Source organism: Desulfohalovibrio reitneri (assembly GCF_000711295.1).
Lineage (GTDB): Bacteria > Desulfobacterota > Desulfovibrionia > Desulfovibrionales > Desulfovibrionaceae > Desulfohalovibrio > Desulfohalovibrio reitneri.
Genome location: NZ_JOMJ01000003.1, coordinates 522,059 through 540,084 on the forward strand (window position 1 = coordinate 522,059; position 18,026 = coordinate 540,084).

The following is an 18,026-nucleotide window of genomic DNA, read 5'->3' on the forward strand; positions in this document are numbered from 1 at the left end:
GGAGCTTGCCGCGGGGGCCGTTTTTCCCTATCCCTGTCCGCACGGCCGCGACGGGCGAAATTTTGGCGGCCTGCCGGGAAAATGCATGATCCATTCCAATATTCTTGAACTCATCGGCCACACTCCTTTGGTCGAACTGCAACGTCTGGGCCCTGTGGGCGGCGTGCGCCTGGTGGCCAAGCTGGAGGCCAAGAGCGCGGGCGGTTCCATCAAGGACCGGGTGTCCCTGGCCATGATCCGAGCGGCCGAAGCCTCCGGGGAGTTGACGCCGGACAAGACCGTCATCGAGGCAACCAGCGGCAACACCGGCATCGGACTGGCCATGGTCTGCGCCGTGCTGGGCTACCGCCTCATGCTGCTCATGCCGGAGTCCGCCTCGGAGGAGCGCAAGCGCATCATGCGGGCCTACGGCGCGGAGCTGATGCTTACGCCCGGCCACCTGAGCACCGACGGGGCCATCGAGGAGGCCTACCGGCTGGCCCGCGAGGAGCCGGACCGCTATGTGCTCATGGACCAGTTCAACAACCCCGCCTCCATCCAGGCCCACTACGAGGGCACGGCCGAGGAGATATGGGAGCAGACCGGCGGGGAAGTGACGCACGTGGTCTCCACCCTGGGCACCTCGGGCACGGCCATGGGGCTGTCACGGCGGCTGCACGAGCTTTCCGGCACGGTGAAGGTGGTGGCCATGGAGCCCCACGCCGGGCACAAGATCCAGGGTCTGAAGAACATGCAGGAGTCCTACCCGCCCGGCATTTTCGACAAGTCCTGGCCGGACCGCATCGTGCGGGTGGAGGACGAGGAAGCCTTCGAGACGGCCCGGCGCATGGCCCGCGAGGAAGGGCTGTTCGTGGGCATGAGTTCCGGCGCGGCCGGGGCGGCCGCCATGCAGCTGGCGCGGGAGCTGGATGAGGCCGGGGAGACCGGCCTAGTGGTCTTCATCTGCCCGGACGGGGGCGAGCGCTACCTCTCCACCCCGCTCTTCGCCCTGGAGCAGCGGGAGGGGCCGCGCGTCTTCGACCTGGCCTCCGGCGGCAAGACCCCGCTGGTCCGGCGGCCGGACGGCCTGGGCATCTTCACCCCCGGCCCCAGTCTGGACGTCCCCGGCGACTTGCAAGCCTGGCGGCGCATTCTGCTGGCCGAGACGCTGGCCAGGCGGCTGAACGCACGTGGCGTCCCCGCCCGCTGCCTGGTGGGGCTGGCGGACATGGACGACCGCGCCCTGGAGGCCTCCCGCGCCAAGGGAATCAGCCGCGAGGCCTTGGCCCGCGAAGTGCGCAAGGAGCTTGGCGAAACGGCCGCCAAGCTTGGCGTGGACGCCTCCCTGGTCTCTTTCGCCGGCGCGTCCGGCGAGTCCTCCACCCCGGTGGAGCTGACCACCACGCTGCTCTCCAGGGGGCTGGCCTACGAGAAGCTGCGCAGCGTCTATTTCGACGTGGAGCGGGATCGCCGCTACGGCCAGACCGCCCACAAGGACACCTCGGGGCTGCGGCTGGGGCACACCGTGGACCTGGAGGCCTACCTCAAGCAGAACCCCATGGACTTCACCCTGCTCAAACGCGCCAGCCTGGCCGACCTCAAGCAGGGCGAAGTGCTGGAGACGCGCTGGGGCAAGGTGCGGCCGAGCTGGTTCGTGCAGTTGGCCGCGGCCGCGGTGGACAATCTGCCCGGCGTGGACGTCTTTTTGGTCTCGGAATCGCAGCGGTTCCCCCATCTGGAGAACTTCGCGGCCATCTTCGGCCAAGCCGCCCGCACCATCCCCCAAGCCTGGATGATTGCCCAGCCGGTTGAACTGCGCGAAGCGGGCGGGCATGGCGAGCCGCCGAGCGTGGGCGATCTGCTGGCGGAGCACGACCCCCTGGCCGTGCGCATGTGGCTGCTGTCCACATCCTATCACCGGCCTTTGGCCCTGGCCCCGGACTCCATGTCCATGTGGACCCGCAACCGGCGCAAGGCCCAGGACCTGTACGCCGCCTTGGCGGCCGCCAGCGAGGGCGAGGCGCGCGGCGCGGAGGAAGCGGCGCGGGAGGCTTCCGAACTGCGTTCCTCTCTGGAGTCCTGCCTGGACGACGACCTGGCCCTGCACCGCTTCTGGCCCTCGCTCTTTTCCGCCATCCGCGCGGCCAACGGGCTGCTGGGCAAGGGCGGCCTGTCCGGGGCGCCGGCGGCCGAGCTGCTGGAGGCGCTGCGGGAGGTGGACGGCGTGCTCGGCTTCATCGATCCCCAGGCCGCGCCCATCCCCCAGGCGGAGTGGCCCGTCGGGGCGGCCGACCTGGTGCGCCGCCGCCAGGAGGCCAGGAAGGCCAGGGATTTCGAGCAGGCCGACCGCCTGCGCGACGAACTGGGCGAACTGGGCTTGCGGGTGGAGGATACTCCCGGCGGCAGCCGGTTGTACCGCACTTCCACATAGAAAAAGGCCGCCCGCCTCGCGGCGAGCGGCCCTGAATCGTCATCTTCGACGCTCCCGGCCTCAGGTGGAGGACTGGGAGCGTTTCTTTTTGCCCTGGCCCCCGTACTTCTTGGGGTCGATGCGGTACTTCTTCACCTTGTAGTTGACGATGCGGTAGCTGACGCGCAGGTCGCGGGCGGCCTGGAGCATGTTGCCCTTGGCCTTCTTCAGGGCGTCCACCAGGATTTCCTGTTCGAACTTGGCCACGGCCTCGCCAAAGGAGAGGTCCGTGTCCGTGGCCGAGGACTCGGCCGACTGCAGGGAGGGCGGCAGGTGGTAGGAGCGGATGACGTCCTCGTCGCAGATGAGGGTCGCACGCTCCATGCAGTTGCGCAGCTCCCGCACGTTGCCCGGCCAGTGGTAGGAGGTCAGCAGGTCGATGGCCGGAGTGGAGATGCGCTTGATCTTTTTGGCGTATTCCTTGGAGAAAATGTCCAGAAAATGCTCGGCCATGGGCAGGATGTCGTCGCGGCGCTCCCGCAGGGGCGGGATGAAGACGGGAAAGACGTTGACCCGGTAGTAGAGGTCCTCGCGGAAGTTTCCCTCCTGCAGCAGGTCCTCCAGCGGACGGTGGGTGGCGCAGATGAGCCGGGTGTCCACGGTGATGGTCTGCTCGCTGCCCAGCCGCTGGATTTCCTTTTCCTGGATGGCGCGCAGCACTTTGGCCTGCGCCTCCAGGGACAGCTCGCCGATTTCGTCCAGGAAGAGCGTTCCCTTGTCCGCCTGTTCGAACATGCCCTTTTTCTGGCTGACCGCGCCGGTGAAGGCCCCTTTCTCGTGGCCGAACAACTCCGACTCGATGAGGTCCGCCGGCAGGGCGGCGCAGTTAAGCTTGACCAGGGGCTGGTCGGCGCGCGGCGAGGCGGCGTGGATGGCCTCGGCCAGAAGCTCCTTGCCGGTGCCGGACTCGCCCCGGATGAGGGCCGTGGCCCGGGAGGGACCCACCTGCGAGACCTGCTGCAGGACCATGCGCATGGTCTTGGAGGTGGCCACGATGTTGGGCATGTGGGGGTAGGGCTCCTCCGAGCCCAGGCCCATGCCGTGAGCCATGAGGTGCCGCTGCAGGGCCATTTCCTCCTGCAGGAGGGCGGCTTGATTGGCGATGAGCCCGGCCACCACCTCCAGGAACTGGCGGTTGGCTTCCAGGATTTCACGCGGCTGGGTTGGCAGGTCCACGGACAGGGTGCCCAGCACCTCGCGGCTTTCCGAGTTGACCGCGATGACCGGCACGGAGATGAAGGCCAGGGAGGACAGTTCCTCCGTGCTGCGGCCGAAGGCCCGGTTGAGAAACTCCGGGTGGTCCTTCATGCGGGAGACCACGATGGAGGAACCGGACTCGAAGACCTGCCCGATGACGCCCTGCCCAGGCGTATAGTCCGCCTGGGACGAGGTGGGCTGGGTGTAGGTCAGGCCAATGCGCAGGGTGTCGGACTCCTGGTCGAAGATGGCCAGGAAGGCCCGCTTGTAGCCCATGTTCTCGGCCAAGGCCTTGAGGAGGTTCTTCATGCCCGGCTGCAGCGGGGTCTTGGGCCCCAACTCGGCCAAGATGTCCCTGAGCGTGCGCATGCACAGGGCAATGTTCTCCGTGGAGCGTGCTTTGCTGTCCATGGTCCGGGTGTCAGGCCTCCAGGGCCCCGGCGCCTAGGTCCACGGCGCGTAGGTTTATGTCCACCAGCTTGGGCGGCAGGTTGGCCTGGATTGTCTTTTTAAGCTGGTCCGGGCCAAAGGGCAGACGGTTCGCGGCGCACAGCGAGCCCAAAAGGACCATGGTTCCGCTCTGCAACGCCCCGGCTTCGCGGCCCAGGCTGGCGGCCGGGATGTAGTGCGCCTCTCCGGCGCACTGGGCCACATTGGCCTTGATTTCGTCCAGGGAGGGTGCGGATTCCAGCCCCTGGTTGGCCCCGATGGTGGGGATGAACTCGGAGTTGGACAGGACCAGTCCGCCCCGGAGCAGGTAGGGCAGGGCGCGCAGTGTCTCCATGGGTTCGAAACCAAGCAGCACGTCAGCCTCGCCGTGGGCGATGCGTGGGCTGCGGTGGCCGCCCACCAGGACGAAGGATTCCACAACCCCGCCGCGCTGGGCCATGCCGTGGATTTCCCCGGCGGTGACGGCCAGCCCTGCGTCAAGCGCCGTCTGGGCCAGGATGCGGGTGGCGGTCAGGGTGCCCTGGCCGCCCACGCCGGTCAAAAACACGCGGGTGCGCAGGTGACGGTTCATGCGGTCCCCTTGGTCTTGATGTCGGTGGTGATCTGCAGACAAACCATGCATCCGGAGCAGGCGTTTTCGTCAACGCTGACCTCTTCGCCGTCCACGCGGAAGGCGGGGCAGGCCAGCCTTGAGACGCAATCGCGAACGGAGTCGGTGGTCTCGGGTACGAAAGCGGTGCGCTTGCCCTTCTTGCCCAGCAGCTTGCGGGCGTGCAGCGGGCAGGGCTCGCGGGCGATAAGCACCCGAACGCCGCGCATGGACTTCATTTCCTCAAGCGCGGCCACGGTCTTCTTCAGGTTGAGGGGATTGACCGTGGCCACCTGGGTCACGCCGCAACCCCGCACAATGGTCTCGATGTCCACCCGGCCCTCGTTGGCGCCGTGTATGGTGGTTTCCACGCCGGGGTGGGGCTGGTGGCCGGTCATGGCCGTGGTGTGGTTGTCCAACACCACCAGCAGCACGTCGTGGTGGTTGAATACCGCGTTGACCAGCCCGGTGATGCCGGAGTGGAAGAAGGTGGAGTCGCCGATGAAGGCCACCACGGGTTCGTCCGAGGCCAGGGAGAAGCCCGACCCGGCCGAGACCGAGGAGCCCATGCAGAGGAGGAAGTCGGCCGCGGACAGGGGTGGCAGCAGGCCCAGGGTGTAGCAGCCGATGTCCGAGGAGTAGCGCGCCTCGTCGCCGAATACTTGGCGCACGGCGTAGTAGGCGGCCCGGTGGGGGCAGCCGGCGCACAGGTTTGGCGGACGCAGAGGCAGCCCTTCGGGGGCCTGGCAGTTGTCTACCTCGGCCGGGGTCTCGCCCAGAGCCAGGTCCACGGCCCGGCGGACCAGGCCGGAGTCGTACTCGCCCAGGCGGGTCAACCCGCCGGTGCCTTTGCCAAGTATGGTGGTGGATAGTCCATGCCGCTGGGCCAGGGTCCGCAGTTCGTTTTCCACCACCGGCTCGCCTTCTTCCACCACCAGAACGGTGGAGCAGTTCTCAAGCATGTCCAGGCATGCTTTCTCGGGCAGCGGGTAGGAGAAGCCAAGCTCCAAGTAGCGGGTTTTTTCACGGCGTCCCTCTGCCTCCAGCACGTCGTGGACGTAGGCCCGTGAGATGCCGCTGGCCACGATGCCCACCCCGCCATCGCCGGAAACCGGGTTCCAGGGCGAGGATTCGGCCAGGGACCGGGCTTTTTCGAGATTTTCCAGCAACACCGGGTGCCGGGCGCGGGCCACGGCCGGGACGGGCACGAAGCGGCGGAAATTCTTGGCCGGAGTGGGAACCTTCCGCGGCTGGCGGGCCTCGCCGAGTTCAACGGGGCCGCGCAGGTGGTTCAGCCGCGTGGTGGTGCGCAGCAGCACCGGTTGCTCCAGCTCGCGGGAGAGGAGCAGGGCGTCGCGGGCCATGTCCTTGGCCTCCTGGGCGGTGGAGGGCTCGAACACGGGCAGCCCGGCCATGCGGGCGTAGAGCCTGTTGTCCTGCTCGTTTTGCGAGGAGTGGCAGCCGGGGTCGTCGGCCGAGAGCAGCACCAAGCCGCCGGGGGAACCGATGTAGGTCAGGGTGAAGAGGGGGTCCGCAGCCACGTTCACGCCCACGTGCTTCATTGTGACCAGAGTCATGGCCCCGGCCAGGGTGGCGCCGCCACCCACTTCCAGGGCCACCTTCTCGTTGACCGAGTACTCGAAGGAGTACTGCCCGTCAGGCGAGAGGCGGTAAAAGGTGTCGGGAGCCTCCGAAGAGGGGGTGCCGGGGTAGCAGGTCACGACCTCCACGCCGGCCTCAATGGCACCGCGCACGATGGCCTCGTTGCCGAGCAGGAGGTGGATTTCTCCGGCTGAACCGTTGGTAATGGGATGGGGCATCGGAATTCACCTTCCACTGATATGGGGTGTCAGGATTTGTCTTTCATTTTGGCCTGGATGGCCTCGACCTTGAAACGGTAGTAGGCCGCTGTGGGGGCGTCGCCCGCGCCCACCAAGGCCTGGTATGCCCGCAGGGCGCGGTCCCACTGCCCGGCGTTCTCGGCGGCCTGGGCCAGCTGCATCTGCACCAGCGGCTTATACGGCTCGCTGACCCGCTCCAGCAGGGAGGTCAGCGCGTCCAGGGCCTGTGCGGCCTCGCCCGCCTCAAGCAGGGCGCCCGCTCGTCCCAGGGAGGCAACTGTCTCCAGGTTCTCGGCGTCGGCCTGTTCCAGTTCACCGTAGGCCAGGGCCGCCGACTCCCAGTTTTCGGATTCCATGGCCTCTGTGGCCCACGCCAGCAAGGCGTTGACGCGCACCTCGCCGGGGGCATTCTCGGCGAATTTGGCCAGCGCCTCCATCTTCTCCGGGCTGTCCTGTTGGGAGAGGATGGAGTCCAGTCGGTTGGTGGCCTCGCGTATCTGGGAACGCGAGTAGGCATCGTACCCGGCGAAGGCCGCGGCGATGAGCACCACCACCACGGCCGCGGCGGTGATGGGCTTGATGTTGTTGGCCAGCCAGGGGGGAAGGACTTCCGCCAGTTGGCTGTGTGCCCCGGGGTTTCCGCCCTGTTGGTCGGCCTGGCCCTGCGGTTGGTTGCGTTCAATCATGTGGTGTGGCTCCGGCTTACGAAAATGAAGGGTATCCCCAATACGCTGAAATGACAAAAAGGTCAAAACAAACTTCACCTTTTTTGCCACAAGGAGCGGGATTTTTTCCAAAGGGAAGGCTGGGGGCCCGTGAAAGGCCTCGTCCGCATTGCTTGCCCCCGCCGCTCATGCTACAGAATGCAGCCGCACCGAAGGGCAAGGAGGAACGAATGGATCTGCAGTCGCGCATGGAAGAACTGGCCTCCCGGGCCAAGCAGGCGTCACGGGCGATAGCCGAGGCCCCGGGCCATGTCAAGGATATGGTCCTTGACGAGTTGGCCGGCCTGCTGGCCGCACGCCGGGATGAAATCATGGAGGCCAACGCCGCCGACGTCCGCGCCGCCCGCGAGGCGGGCATGGACGAGGCCAAGCTGGACCGGCTGACCATCACCGACAAGGTACTGGAGGCCATGATCCAGGGTGCGCGGGAGGTGCGCGGGCAGGACGACCCCGTGGGGGCCATCGAGACCATGTGGCAGCGGCCCAACGGGCTGCGTGTCGGCCGCATGCGCATTCCCATGGGCGTGGTCTGCATGATCTACGAGTCCCGCCCCAACGTCACCGTGGACGCGGCCGTCCTTTGCCTCAAGGCGGGCAACGGCGTTGTCCTGCGCGGAGGCACTGAGTCCTTCCATTCCAACCAGGCGTTGGCCTCCGTGCTGGGCGAGGCCCTGCGGGCGGGCGGACTGCCCGAGGAGTGCGTGCAGGTGGTGCCCACCACCGAGCGCGAAGCCGTTTCCCACCTGCTCAAGCTGGATCAGTACATCGACTTGGTCATCCCCCGGGGCGGCGAGGGGCTCATCCGGGCGGTTGTGGACCAGGCGGCCATGCCCGTGCTCAAGCACTACAAGGGCGTCTGCCACGCCTATGTGGATCGGCTGGCCGATTTGGAACAGGCCCTCGAGATTGTGCGCAACGGCAAGGTGCAGCGCCCCGGCGTGTGCAACGCCCTGGAATGCTTGCTGGTGCACGAGTCCGTGGCCCCGGCCTTCCTGCCCGAGGCCGCCCGCCTGCTGGGCGGGGACGGGGTGGAGCTGCGCGGCTGCCCCGAGTCCCTGAAGCACCTGGGCGACGACGCCGTTCCCGCGGGCGAGGAGGACTGGGGACAGGAGTTCCACGACCTCATCCTGGCCGTGCGCACCGTCTCCTCCATGGACGAGGCCCTGGAGCACATCGCCGAGTACGGTTCCAACCACACCGAGATCATCTGCACCCGCGACCACGACCGGGCCATGGACTTCCTGCAGAAGGCGGACGCCTCCATGGTGGCGGTCAACGCCTCCTCCCGCTTCAACGACGGCGGCGAACTGGGACTGGGCGCGGAGATCGGCATTTCCACCTCCAAGCTGCACGCGTACGGCCCCATGGGCGCCAAGGAATTGACCACCACCAAGTTCGTGGTCCTGGGACGGGGGCAGATCCGCACGTGAACACACGGCTGGGGCTCTTCGGAGGCTCCTTCAACCCCATCCACATGGGGCATCTGCGCATGGCGGTGGAGGCGGCCCAGGCCGCCTCCCTGGACCGGGTGGAGTTTTTGCCCGCGCCCAGGCCACCCCACAAGGAAACCACCGGCATGCTTTCCTTCGCCCTGCGCTGGCGGCTGGTGCAGCTGGCTGTCTGCGGGCGGGAGGGCTTTTTTCCCTCCACGGCCGAAGCGGCCCTGTCCGGGCCCTCCTACACCCTGCGCACCCTGCGCATGTACCGCAGGCTACAGCCGGAGACCGATCTGCACTTCATCCTTGGCGCGGAGGATCTGCTGAAGCTGCCCACCTGGCACAAGGGCGCGGAACTGGTGGAGCACGCCTCCCTGGTGGCCCTGCCGCGCAGCGGCGCCGGACGGGGGGAGGTGGAGCATTTCGTGGCCGAATTCTGGCCCGGGGCCGCCAGGATGGAACAGGACCTGTGGTCCTTTCCCTCGGGAACCACGCTCCGCTTCGTGCCCGCTCCCTCCCTGGATGTCAGCGCCACCCGCATCCGGCGGGCCGTGCTGGCCGGGGAGTCCATCGCCTACCTGGTTCCCAGGGAAGTGGAGAAGGCCCTGGAAACCCTGTCCGAAGAGGACCTCGCGCCCTGGCGGCGTGAAGAGTCGCCGTAATCCCTCCGGCCGGGGCCGGAATCTTCCTTTTTCCCGAATAGACGGCTAGGCGAGGTGCGACAGTTCGTCCATGACGCGGCTGGCCGGGATGCCCGCCAGGCAGGCCAACTCGCGCCGGCAGAACGCGCCCCCGTGGATGTCGCAGGGGCGGCAGGCCAGGTCCTCCACCTCCAAAACCACGTCTCGCTCGCCGGATGGAGGGAATCCCCAGGCGCTGGTGGTGGGGCCGAAGAGGGCCGCCACCGGCGTGGATACTGCCGTGCCCAGGTGCATGGGGCCGGAATCGCCCGTGACCAGAACGTCGGCCGCCTGGATGAGGGCGCAGGTGGCGCGGAGGCTGGTGGCCCCGGTCAAGTCGCGCGGCCCGGCCCGCTCCTTGAGGAAGGGGTCGCTCGATCGGCCCAGCACCAGCCAGTCCCAGCCCGCCTCGTCCAGCAGGTCGAGCAGTTCCAGCCAGCGTTCCCTGGGCCAGGCCTTGTTGTGGTGGGTGGCGTAGGGGTGCAGGGCGGCCAGCGGCCGGGAGCCGAGGCCGAGTTCTCCCAGGACTTGGCTCGCCTGGTCCCGTTCCTCGTCGTTCACCCGGACCACGGGGCGCAGTGCCTCCCGGGGCGGGGCCGTCCGGTCCAGGGCCAGGGTGTACCGCTGGGGCACGTTCAAAGCCTCCAGCCTGCGGCGGGCCCAGCCCAGGCGGAAGCGGCGGTAGAAGCGGCGTGAGAAGGAAAACTTGGGGTAGCGGCGCACCTTGCCTTTCCACATGGAGGCCAGAAGCCATGTGCGTCCAACGTTGTGCAGGTCCACCAGGGGCAGGCCGCCGAATTCCCGCGCCAGCTCGTTGGCCAGGGTGGACCAGTTGGACCGCAGCCGCTCCTCCTTCAGGCCGATGACCCGGGGGACGGCCGGGCTGCCCTGGAACAGGGGGGCGAGGGATTCCCTGGTGATTACGCCGAAGCGCAGGCCGCGCTCCCTGTGCCAGTGTTCCAGCACGCCGGTCGTCAGGACCACGTCGCCCAGGGCGGAAAGCCGCACCGCGACCATGTCGAAATCAGCCACGGCCCCGCTCCAGTTGCCCTTTCACTTCGGCCCAGGCGATTTCCGGGGTGATTTCCGTCATGCAACGGTGGTGGCCGGGCTTGCAGGTCCGCCCGCCGTGCAGGCCGCAGGGGCGGCAGGCCACGTCCGCCTCCAGCACCACGGACCGTTCTCCCCTGGGGAAGAAACCCAGGGAGCGCACCGTGGGCCCGAAAAGCGCCACCGTGGGGGTGTGCTGCGTCCAAGCCAGGTGCATGGGGCCGGAGTCGTTGGTCAGGTAGCAGTCCAGCCCGCCCAGCACCGCGGCCAGCAAGGGAAGGGACAACTCGCCGGAAAGGTCCAGAAAGCGGGGGGAGTCCTTGCCTCGCATGGTCCGTTTCACCTCGGCGGCGGTCTCCTCCTCGCCGGGACCGGCGAAGAGCGCCACCGATGCCCCCGCCTCCAGGGCCCGGTCGGCCACCGCGGCGAATGAGCCGGCGGGCCAGCGCTTGGTGGGCCACACTGAACCTGGATGCAGGCCCAGCACCGGGGCGGGAAGGGAGGAGAGCAGCTCGCCCGCCTTGCCGCGCTCCTCTTGGGGGAGGGTGAGGCGGGGCCGGTGGTCCCAGTCCGTCTCATTCAGCCCCAGGGGCAGGGTCAGCCGGAGCAGCCGCTCGATTTCCTCGAACTCGTCGAACCGGCGGTCGATGGTGTGGGTGTAGGCCAACCGGTTGTACCAGGGGGCGCTATAGCCCACCCGGACCGGAATGCCAGAGGCCCGGGCCACCAGGGCGGAACGGAAGGAGGCGTGGGGGGAGGCCAGCAGGTCGTGCCCCTCCCTCCCTATTTCGCGTCCCATGTTCCGGGCCCCGGCCAGCCCTTTTCCCCGGCCGCGCTTGTCGAACTCGCGCACCGAGGCCAAGTCGGGGTGGGAGCGGAACAGGGGGGAGAGCCCCTTGCGAACCACCAGATGCACGGCCGCGCCGGGAAAGGCGGTCGCCAGGGTCTGCGCCAGGGGCAGGGTCAGCACCGCGTCGCCCAGAAAGGCGGTCTGCCACAAGAGTATGGAGCGGAACTCGGGCATGGTCGGCAGGGACAATGCAGTCCGGACACGGGAAGGTCAAGTCACGCCTTGTCTGGGCCTGGGCTTCCTGCTATTCAGTAGGCACATGCCGCCTCGGCCGCATTGGTGCAGGCCGGGCGGTTTACTCGCGACCCGAATCCATGCTCGAACTCATCCTGGCCGTTGGCCTGGCCACCCTCATCTCGTTCTATTGCTCCATCAGCGAAGCGGCGCTGTACTCCATCTCGTGGAGCCACATCGAGACCATCCGCAAGAAGGGCGGCAAGGGGGGCGAACTGCTCTTCAGCCTGCGCCAGGACGTTGAGCGGCCCATCTCGGCCATTCTCACCCTGAACACCGTTGCCCACACCGCCGGCGCCTCCGTGGCGGGAGCGGCCGCGGCAAAGGTTTTCGGCCAGGATCACCTCACCCTCTTCGCCCTGGTATTCACCCTCATCATACTGCTATTTTCCGAGATCATCCCCAAGACCCTGGGCGTGGTCTACGCCCGCCAACTGGCTCCCTATCTGGCCCGTTCCATCGCCATGCTGGTGGCGGTGCTGTCTCCCGTCATCTGGATGCTGGGGCTGCTCGTGCGGCTCCTCAAGGGCAAGGCCGCCGGGCCGCACACCACGGAGGAGGACATCCGGGCCATCGTTTCCCTGACCCGCAGGTCGGGCATGCTCAAGCCCTACGAGGAGATGTCCATCAAGAACATCCTCTCCCTGGACGTAAAGACGGTGGAGGAGATCATGACCCCGCGCACGGTGGTCTTTTCCCTGCCGTCCCGCATGACCGTGGCCGAGGCCAAGGAGACTCGCTCCATCTGGCCGCACAGCCGCATCCCGGTGTACGACGAGGATCCCGAGGACATCATCGGTCTGGTTTACCGCCGCGAGGTGCTGGAGGCGTTGGCCAACGACATGGACCAGCTGACCCTCGGCGAAATGATGAAACCGGTGGAGTTCATCCTGGAGACCTTGACCCTGGACAGGGCGCTCATTAAATTTCTTGAATCACGGACGCACCTGTTCGTCGTCCTGGATGAGTACGGTGGGGTCTCGGGCGTCGTCACCCTGGAGGACGTGCTGGAAGAGATCCTGGGCAAGGAAATCATGGACGAGACCGACCAGGTGGCGGACATGCGGGAGTTGGCCCGCCGCAAGCGGGAGAAACTGGTGGCCCGCAAGGGCAGGAGTTGAACCGGACGCGGGAACGCGACCGGAACGAGGACATACATGAGCAAAAAAAAATCCCCCAAGTCCGTTTACCTGGCCGCGGCCGTTCTCTTTGTGGGCGGGCTGGGCTGGCTTCTTTTCTCCGGGCTGTCCCAGGACGGAGTCTACTTCGTCAACGTTTCCGAGGCGTTGGCTGTTGAATCCAGTCAAGGTCTGGACAAGGCCCGCCTCTTCGGCCAAGTGCTTCCCGGCGACCTTGAACGCAAGCGCAACGGCCTTGGTTGCGTGTTCACACTGGCGGACAAGGACAACCGCCAACAGACCATCCGCGTGGACTACACCGGAGCGGTGCCGGACACCTTCGAGCCGGGTGTGGAGGTCATCGTGGAGGGCGGCATGCGAGACGGGATATTTCGGGCCTCCAACCTCATGACCAAGTGCCCCAGCAAGTACGAGGAGAAGCGTGAAGAGGAGAAGGGCGCCGAGATGGGCTGAGGCCCGAGGCGTTTTCCTCCTCTGTCTGCCTCTGCGTAGCCGTTTTCCTCTTGTCATCACGCTCCGTCCAGTCTAGGGAGGGGGAACTTTTTTCACCCGGACCGGACGAGAATTCATGCACGCCATCGCTTACTGGGGCCTGCTCGCGGCCCTTCTCGCTTCGCTTCTGGCCGCCGCCACCGCCGCCTATTCCGCCCTGCGCGGCGACGACGGACTGACCCGCTGGTGCCAGCGCGGCCATTTCCTGGCCACGTTCCTGATGACCCTTTGCTCGGCCATCCTGCTGCTGGCCCTGGTCAATCAGGACTTCTCCTTCAAATACGTGGCGGAGTACACCGATTCGACCTTGCCGCTGTTCTATGCCGTTACCGCATTCTGGGCGGGGCAGGCCGGATCGCTCCTGTTCTGGGCCCTGGGCATTGCCCTGTGCGGCCTGGGCTTCACCCTCTCCAAAACCTACCGTGACCTGCCGCCCACAACCCGGGCGCTGTACTGGCTGTTTTTCCTGACGGTGCAGTCCTTCTTCCTGCTGCTGCTCTCCAACTGGTCCAATCCCTTCATCGAGGTGGTGCCGCCGCCCGCCGACGGCCGGGGCCTCAACCCCCTGCTGCGCAACCCGGGCATGATCTTCCACCCGCCGCTTCTCTTCCTGGGCTACGCGGGCTTCACCATCCCCGCCTGCCTGGCCCTGGCCTCCACCCTCTCCCAGGAAAAACTGGGCTGGCTGGCGGCTTCGCGCGGCTGGACCGTCTTTTCCTGGGTCATGCTCACAGCGGGCATCGTGCTTGGCGCGTGGTGGTCGTACATGGAGCTGGGCTGGGGCGGCTACTGGGCCTGGGACCCGGTGGAGAACGCCTCCCTCATCCCATGGCTGGCGGGCACCGCCTTCCTGCACACCGGCATCATCCAGGAGCGGCGCGGCGGCCTGCGCAGGACCAACGTTTTTCTCATCGTGCTGACGCTTCTGCTGTGCTTCTTCGCCACCTACCTTGTGCGCAGCGGGGTGGTCGACTCCCTGCACGCCTTCGGCGCGGGCGGGGTGGCCATGCCGTTGCTTGTTTTCATGCTGGTCGGACTGGCCGTGACCGGGCTGGTCATCTATCTTGGCGACACCAAGGAGGCCCGCTCCCTGGACACCCTCGTCAGCCGTCCCGGCATGCTCTTCACCGCTTCCTGGCTGCTGCTGGCCCTGGGGCTGGTCATCGGCCTGGGCACCATGTGGCCGGTCATCACCAAGCCCTTCACCCAGAACCCCATTGGCCTTGGACCGGACTTTTACAACCGGGTCTGCCTGCCGCTGTTCACCATTCTGGCCGTCATCCTGGTTTTCTGCCCCTGGCTGGGCTGGAAGGGCGGGGTGCGCCGCAAGGGCCCCGCCTTGTGGCTGGCCTGGGCCGCCTTCCCGATCGGGGCCATTGCCCTGCTGGCTGCGGGATACGGCCTGCCCTTGAGCATGGTGGCCGGCGGCGCGGGCATCTCCGCCGTGGTGGGAGCGGTGAGTCTGCTGTTCATTGATCCCGGCCTGCGGAAGAAGGCGCGCGGCCTGGGCTTCCTTGGTGTGCACGCCGGACTCGGGTTGGCCGTGCTGGGCGTGGCGGTCTCCGGTCCCTTCCAGGTGGAGGAGCAGACCGTGTTGAATCCGGGCGGCCGCATGGCCCTGGCCGAATACACCCTGGTTTACGAGGATGTGCGCACCTTCCAGACCCCGGAGTTGCGGGCGGCCGAGGCCAGTCTGAAAGTGCTGGGGCCGGATGGGAAGGAGATGGGCGAATTGACCCCGCAGCGGCGCATCTACCGCAACTTCGATCAACCCTTCGCCGAGGTCTCCACCCTGCCGTCGCTGGGCGAGGAACTGTACGCCACCCTGCTGTCCGTGGACGAGAACAGGGCCGTGACCATCAAGGCCTCGGTGCATCCGATGGTCAACTGGATCTGGATCGGCTCCACCCTCATGTGCATCGCCGGGCTGGCCTGCATGTCCAACGGCCGGGGGGGCTCCAGGCGTGGCTGAGCCGATGCTCCGGGCCGACCGCCTGGCCAAGCTGTTCGGCCCGCGCCTGGTGTTCAAGGACGTCAGCTTCGAGGTCCTGCCGGGCGAGACCTGGCTGGTGGCGGGCGACAACGGCGCGGGCAAGTCCACGCTGCTGGCCGTGCTGGCCGGGCTGCTCAGCCCCTCGGCGGGGAAGATAGAGTCCGGCCTCAAGCCGGGCGAGATCGGCTACCTGGGGCACGAAACCTTTCAGTATCCGCGCCTGAGCGCCGTGGAGAACCTGCGCTTCTGGGCCAAGCTGCACGGCCGCGACGCCTCGGAGAAGCGGCTACTGCAATCCCTGGACAGGGTAGGGCTGGCCGCCTTCGCCCACGAGCCAGCCGGGCGGTTTTCCCGGGGCATGTCCCAGCGTTTGGCCTTGGCGCGGGTCTTCGCCGAGACCCCGAGGCTGGTGCTGCTGGACGAGCCCTCCACCGGTCTGGACGTCCGCTCCCGCGCCGTGCTGGAGGGCGAGATCGGCCGAGCCAGGGAGCAGGGGGCAGCCCTGATCTGGGTCAGCCACTCCATCGCCCGCGACCTGCCCCTTGCCGACAAGGTGTTGCGCATGGACCCGGGCAGGCCTCCTGCCTATGTCGGCCCGGCGGTGGAGTACCAGCCGGAGGAAGTGTGCTGAGGGCCGCCTGGACCGTCGCGGGCAAAGACCTGCGGCTGCTCGTCTCCGGTGGGCAGGGGCTTGTGCAGGCCGGGCTGCTGGGACTGGTGCTCATCTTTCTTTTCAGCCTCTCCCGCGGGGCGGGCGAGGCCACTCCGCCGCAGGCCGCGGCGGTCATTTTCTGGCTGGCCACAGCTTTCGCCCTGGTGCTTGTGTTCAACGCCCTCTACGCCCTTGAGGAGGAGACCGGCGCTCGTCGAGGGCTGTTGCTGGCTCCGTGCCCGGTGCAGTCCGTTTGGCTGGGCAAAGCTGTATCCGGCTTGGCCGCCCTGCTTTTGGCCCAAGCCGTCTTCGCTCCGGCCACCATCGTCTTTCTGGGGCAGGAGGTCGGCCCGGGGTGGCTCGAGGCAGCGGGAACCGCCCTGGTCGTTGACTGGGGACTGGTTGTGCTCGGCTCGCTTTTGGGGGCGCTCTCCCAGGGCGCGGCCTCGCGGGAATCCATCCTCACTGTGGTGCTCTTTCCGCTTTTGGTTCCGGCGCTTTTGGCCGGGGTCAAGACGGGCTCTGCCGCGCTTGGCGGGGGCGACGCCTCCGGCTGGCTCGGCCTGGCCGTGGGCTTCGACGCCCTGTTCACGGCCGCGGCCCTGGTGCTGTTTCCCTTCGTTTACGGGGAGGAATCATGAAGGTTCTGGCCGCTCTCGCCGCCCTTATGTTCTGTTGGGCGCAGTGGATGATCTGGAGCTACGCCCCGGTGGAGGCCACCATGGGGCTGGCGCAGAAGATATTCTACATCCACCTGCCACTGGCCTGGTGGGCGCTCATTTCCTTTTTCGCCGTTTTCGCGGCCTCCATCGCCTACCTGGCCACGGGCCACGATCGCTATCACATGCTGGCCGGGGCCGCGGCCGAGATCGGAGTGCTCTTTTCCGGACTGGCCCTTGTCACCGGTATCCTCTGGGCCCGCGCCTCCTGGGGCGTGTGGTGGACCTGGGACCCGAGGCTGACCACCACCCTGGTGATGTGGTTCGTCTACGCCGCCTACTTGTCCCTGCGGGCATCGCCCGAGGGGGGAGCGGGACGGGCCAAAGCTTGCGCCGTGCTCGGTGTGGCCGCCTTTCTCAACGTGCCCTTCGTTTTCTTGTCCGCGCGCATGTGGCGCTCCATCCATCCGGCGGTCATCGCCAGCGAGGGGGGCGGCATGCCCGCCTCCATGTGGCATGCCGTGGGGACTTCGGTGGGGGCCTTCGGACTTTTGTGGATCGGTCTGGTTCTGCTGCGCACCCGTCAGATGACCATGTTGCGCGCCGTGGAAACCCGCCTGCTGGCAGGGGAGGAATAATGGAGTATCTCGACTACGTTCTGGCCGCCAACGCGGCCGTCTGGATCGGCATCGCCGCCTACCTGGGCTTTCTGGGGTCGCGCCAGACCAGGCTGCGGCGGAGAATGGAACAACTGGCCCTGCTGCGCGGGGAGGAGGAATAATGGCCGCTTTGAGTGGAGGCGGACGGCGCATGGTTGTCTGGCTGGTGGCCGCCGGATTGGCGGTCATGTTCGTCAGCTCCATCGCCTACCGCATGCAGAACCCGTCGCGCACGGTGGCGCTTAAGCAGCGCCAGGCCCCGACCCAGAGCATGATGGGCGGGGAGCAGGACATGGAGGCCATGCGCGAGATGATGCGCGCCATGCAGGAGAACCCCGACGACCCGGACGTCAATTTGCAACTCGCGGGGCGTTTCCTGGAAATGGGTGCGTACGAGCAGGCGGCCACTTTCGCCCAGAACGTGCTCAACGTGCGTCCCGGCGACGCGCGGGCAATGAACCTTTACGCCGTGGCCCTCTTCCAGCAGGGCAGCCATCAGGCCTCGGCGGAGGCTTTCCAGCAATTGCTGGACATGGGCGGGGAGAACGTCATGGCACACTACAATCTGGGCGTGCTCTACAAGTATTACCTGGACCAGCCTGAACGGGCCGTGGGCCATTTCCAGCGGGCAATGGAAATGAACCCGGAGGAGCGCGTCAAGCAGATGCTGCGCAAGGAGCTTTCCGGGGAGGACGGATAAGAGCGCCGACCCCCGGTTGGCGCGGCCCCCGAGCCACGCGGGGTTTGTGACGGCGCGTTGACTTTTGCCCGGCAATCGTGGCATGAGGTCTTGCTTCCAAGGATTGTGGGATCCGCCGGATTGAAAGGGTCGCGGCGCGGGGATTCCCGGGCCGGTTTATCGCAACGCGCGCAGGGCGCAGCACCAATTGGAGGACTGTATGGCTCGGAGCTTGTGGAAAGTTCTCATTCT

At 67.1% G+C, this 18,026-nt stretch carries 17 protein-coding genes; 11 read left to right on the forward strand and 6 right to left on the reverse strand.

Annotation, left to right across the window (positions count from 1 at the left end):
- The first annotated feature begins 85 nt into the window (after positions 1-85).
- A complete protein-coding gene (locus tag N911_RS0102930) occupies positions 86-2,410 on the forward strand; it encodes a cysteine synthase (RefSeq protein WP_029894181.1) in 2,325 nt (774 codons plus the stop codon).
- 60 nt (positions 2,411-2,470) lie between these two features.
- Here N911_RS0102930 and N911_RS0102935 read toward each other — a convergent pair whose 3' ends face one another.
- Genes N911_RS0102935 through N911_RS17330 form a run of 4 tightly spaced genes read right to left on the reverse strand, consistent with a single transcriptional unit; the run spans position 2,471 to position 7,212 of the window.
- A complete protein-coding gene (locus tag N911_RS0102935; RefSeq protein ID WP_029894183.1) occupies positions 2,471-4,057 on the reverse strand; it encodes a sigma 54-interacting transcriptional regulator in 1,587 nt (528 codons plus the stop codon).
- Positions 4,058-4,067: 10 nt separating this feature from the next.
- Entirely contained in the window at positions 4,068-4,667 is a 600-nt protein-coding gene (locus tag N911_RS0102940) for an indolepyruvate oxidoreductase subunit beta (RefSeq protein ID WP_029894184.1), read from the reverse strand.
- Positions 4,664-6,505: an indolepyruvate ferredoxin oxidoreductase subunit alpha gene (iorA, locus tag N911_RS0102945; RefSeq protein ID WP_029894185.1), complete on the reverse strand. Its 1,842-nt coding sequence runs from the start codon at positions 6,503-6,505 to the stop codon at positions 4,664-4,666. The genes N911_RS0102940 and iorA overlap by 4 nt, the downstream gene beginning before the upstream one ends.
- A 29-nt stretch (positions 6,506-6,534) precedes the next feature.
- The gene (locus tag N911_RS17330) at positions 6,535-7,212 is read right to left on the reverse strand and encodes a tetratricopeptide repeat protein (RefSeq protein WP_051693868.1); all 678 of its coding nucleotides are present in this window, start codon (positions 7,210-7,212) and stop codon (positions 6,535-6,537) included.
- A 209-nt stretch (positions 7,213-7,421) separates the two neighbouring features.
- On the opposite strand from N911_RS17330, the gene N911_RS0102955 reads away from it, so the two are divergent.
- Complete coding sequence (locus N911_RS0102955; RefSeq protein WP_029894187.1) at positions 7,422-8,681, forward strand: glutamate-5-semialdehyde dehydrogenase; 1,260 nt, start codon at positions 7,422-7,424, stop codon at positions 8,679-8,681.
- Positions 8,678-9,349: a nicotinate (nicotinamide) nucleotide adenylyltransferase gene (nadD, locus tag N911_RS0102960; RefSeq protein ID WP_035104269.1), complete on the forward strand. Its 672-nt coding sequence runs from the start codon at positions 8,678-8,680 to the stop codon at positions 9,347-9,349. The genes N911_RS0102955 and nadD overlap by 4 nt, the downstream gene beginning before the upstream one ends.
- 45 nt (positions 9,350-9,394) lie before the next feature.
- On the opposite strand, the gene N911_RS0102965 is transcribed toward nadD, so the two are convergent.
- Positions 9,395-10,399: a glycosyltransferase family 9 protein gene (locus N911_RS0102965; RefSeq protein ID WP_237559875.1), complete on the reverse strand. Its 1,005-nt coding sequence runs from the start codon at positions 10,397-10,399 to the stop codon at positions 9,395-9,397.
- Positions 10,392-11,441, reverse strand: a complete 1,050-nt coding sequence (locus N911_RS0102970; protein WP_029894194.1) for a glycosyltransferase family 9 protein — start codon at positions 11,439-11,441, stop codon at positions 10,392-10,394. Before N911_RS0102970 ends, N911_RS0102965 begins: the two co-directional genes overlap by 8 nt.
- Before the next feature lie 140 nt (positions 11,442-11,581).
- On the opposite strand from N911_RS0102970, the gene N911_RS0102975 reads away from it, so the two are divergent.
- The 8 genes from N911_RS0102975 to N911_RS0103010 all read left to right on the forward strand — a co-directional run bounded on the left by N911_RS0102975 (position 11,582) and on the right by N911_RS0103010 (position 17,795).
- Positions 11,582-12,622, forward strand: coding sequence for a hemolysin family protein (locus N911_RS0102975; RefSeq protein WP_029894195.1), 1,041 nt, complete (start codon positions 11,582-11,584; stop codon positions 12,620-12,622).
- Between the two features lie 36 nt (positions 12,623-12,658).
- On the forward strand, positions 12,659-13,093 hold the full coding sequence (locus N911_RS0102980) for a cytochrome c maturation protein CcmE (protein WP_029894197.1): 435 nt from the start codon (positions 12,659-12,661) through the stop codon (positions 13,091-13,093).
- A 115-nt stretch (positions 13,094-13,208) separates the two neighbouring features.
- On the forward strand, positions 13,209-15,104 hold the full coding sequence (locus N911_RS0102985) for a heme lyase CcmF/NrfE family subunit (protein WP_029894199.1): 1,896 nt from the start codon (positions 13,209-13,211) through the stop codon (positions 15,102-15,104).
- 4 nt (positions 15,105-15,108) lie between these two features.
- Positions 15,109-15,756 (forward strand): ABC transporter ATP-binding protein, encoded by a 648-nt coding sequence (locus N911_RS0102990; RefSeq protein WP_029894201.1) that lies wholly within the window; start codon positions 15,109-15,111, stop codon positions 15,754-15,756.
- Positions 15,750-16,418 carry a heme exporter protein CcmB gene (locus tag N911_RS0102995; RefSeq protein ID WP_029894203.1) on the forward strand — a complete coding sequence of 223 codons (669 nt, stop codon included), beginning with the start codon at positions 15,750-15,752 and terminating at the stop codon, positions 16,416-16,418. Before N911_RS0102990 ends, N911_RS0102995 begins: the two co-directional genes overlap by 7 nt.
- Complete coding sequence (ccsA, locus tag N911_RS0103000; protein ID WP_029894205.1) at positions 16,415-17,074, forward strand: cytochrome c biogenesis protein CcsA; 660 nt, start codon at positions 16,415-16,417, stop codon at positions 17,072-17,074. The genes N911_RS0102995 and ccsA overlap by 4 nt, the downstream gene beginning before the upstream one ends.
- Positions 17,074-17,217 carry a CcmD family protein gene (locus tag N911_RS17885; RefSeq protein WP_081859033.1) on the forward strand — a complete coding sequence of 48 codons (144 nt, stop codon included), beginning with the start codon at positions 17,074-17,076 and terminating at the stop codon, positions 17,215-17,217. The genes ccsA and N911_RS17885 overlap by 1 nt, the downstream gene beginning before the upstream one ends.
- Positions 17,217-17,795, forward strand: coding sequence for a tetratricopeptide repeat protein (locus N911_RS0103010; RefSeq protein ID WP_029894207.1), 579 nt, complete (start codon positions 17,217-17,219; stop codon positions 17,793-17,795). Before N911_RS17885 ends, N911_RS0103010 begins: the two co-directional genes overlap by 1 nt.
- Positions 17,796-18,026 lie beyond the last annotated feature (231 nt).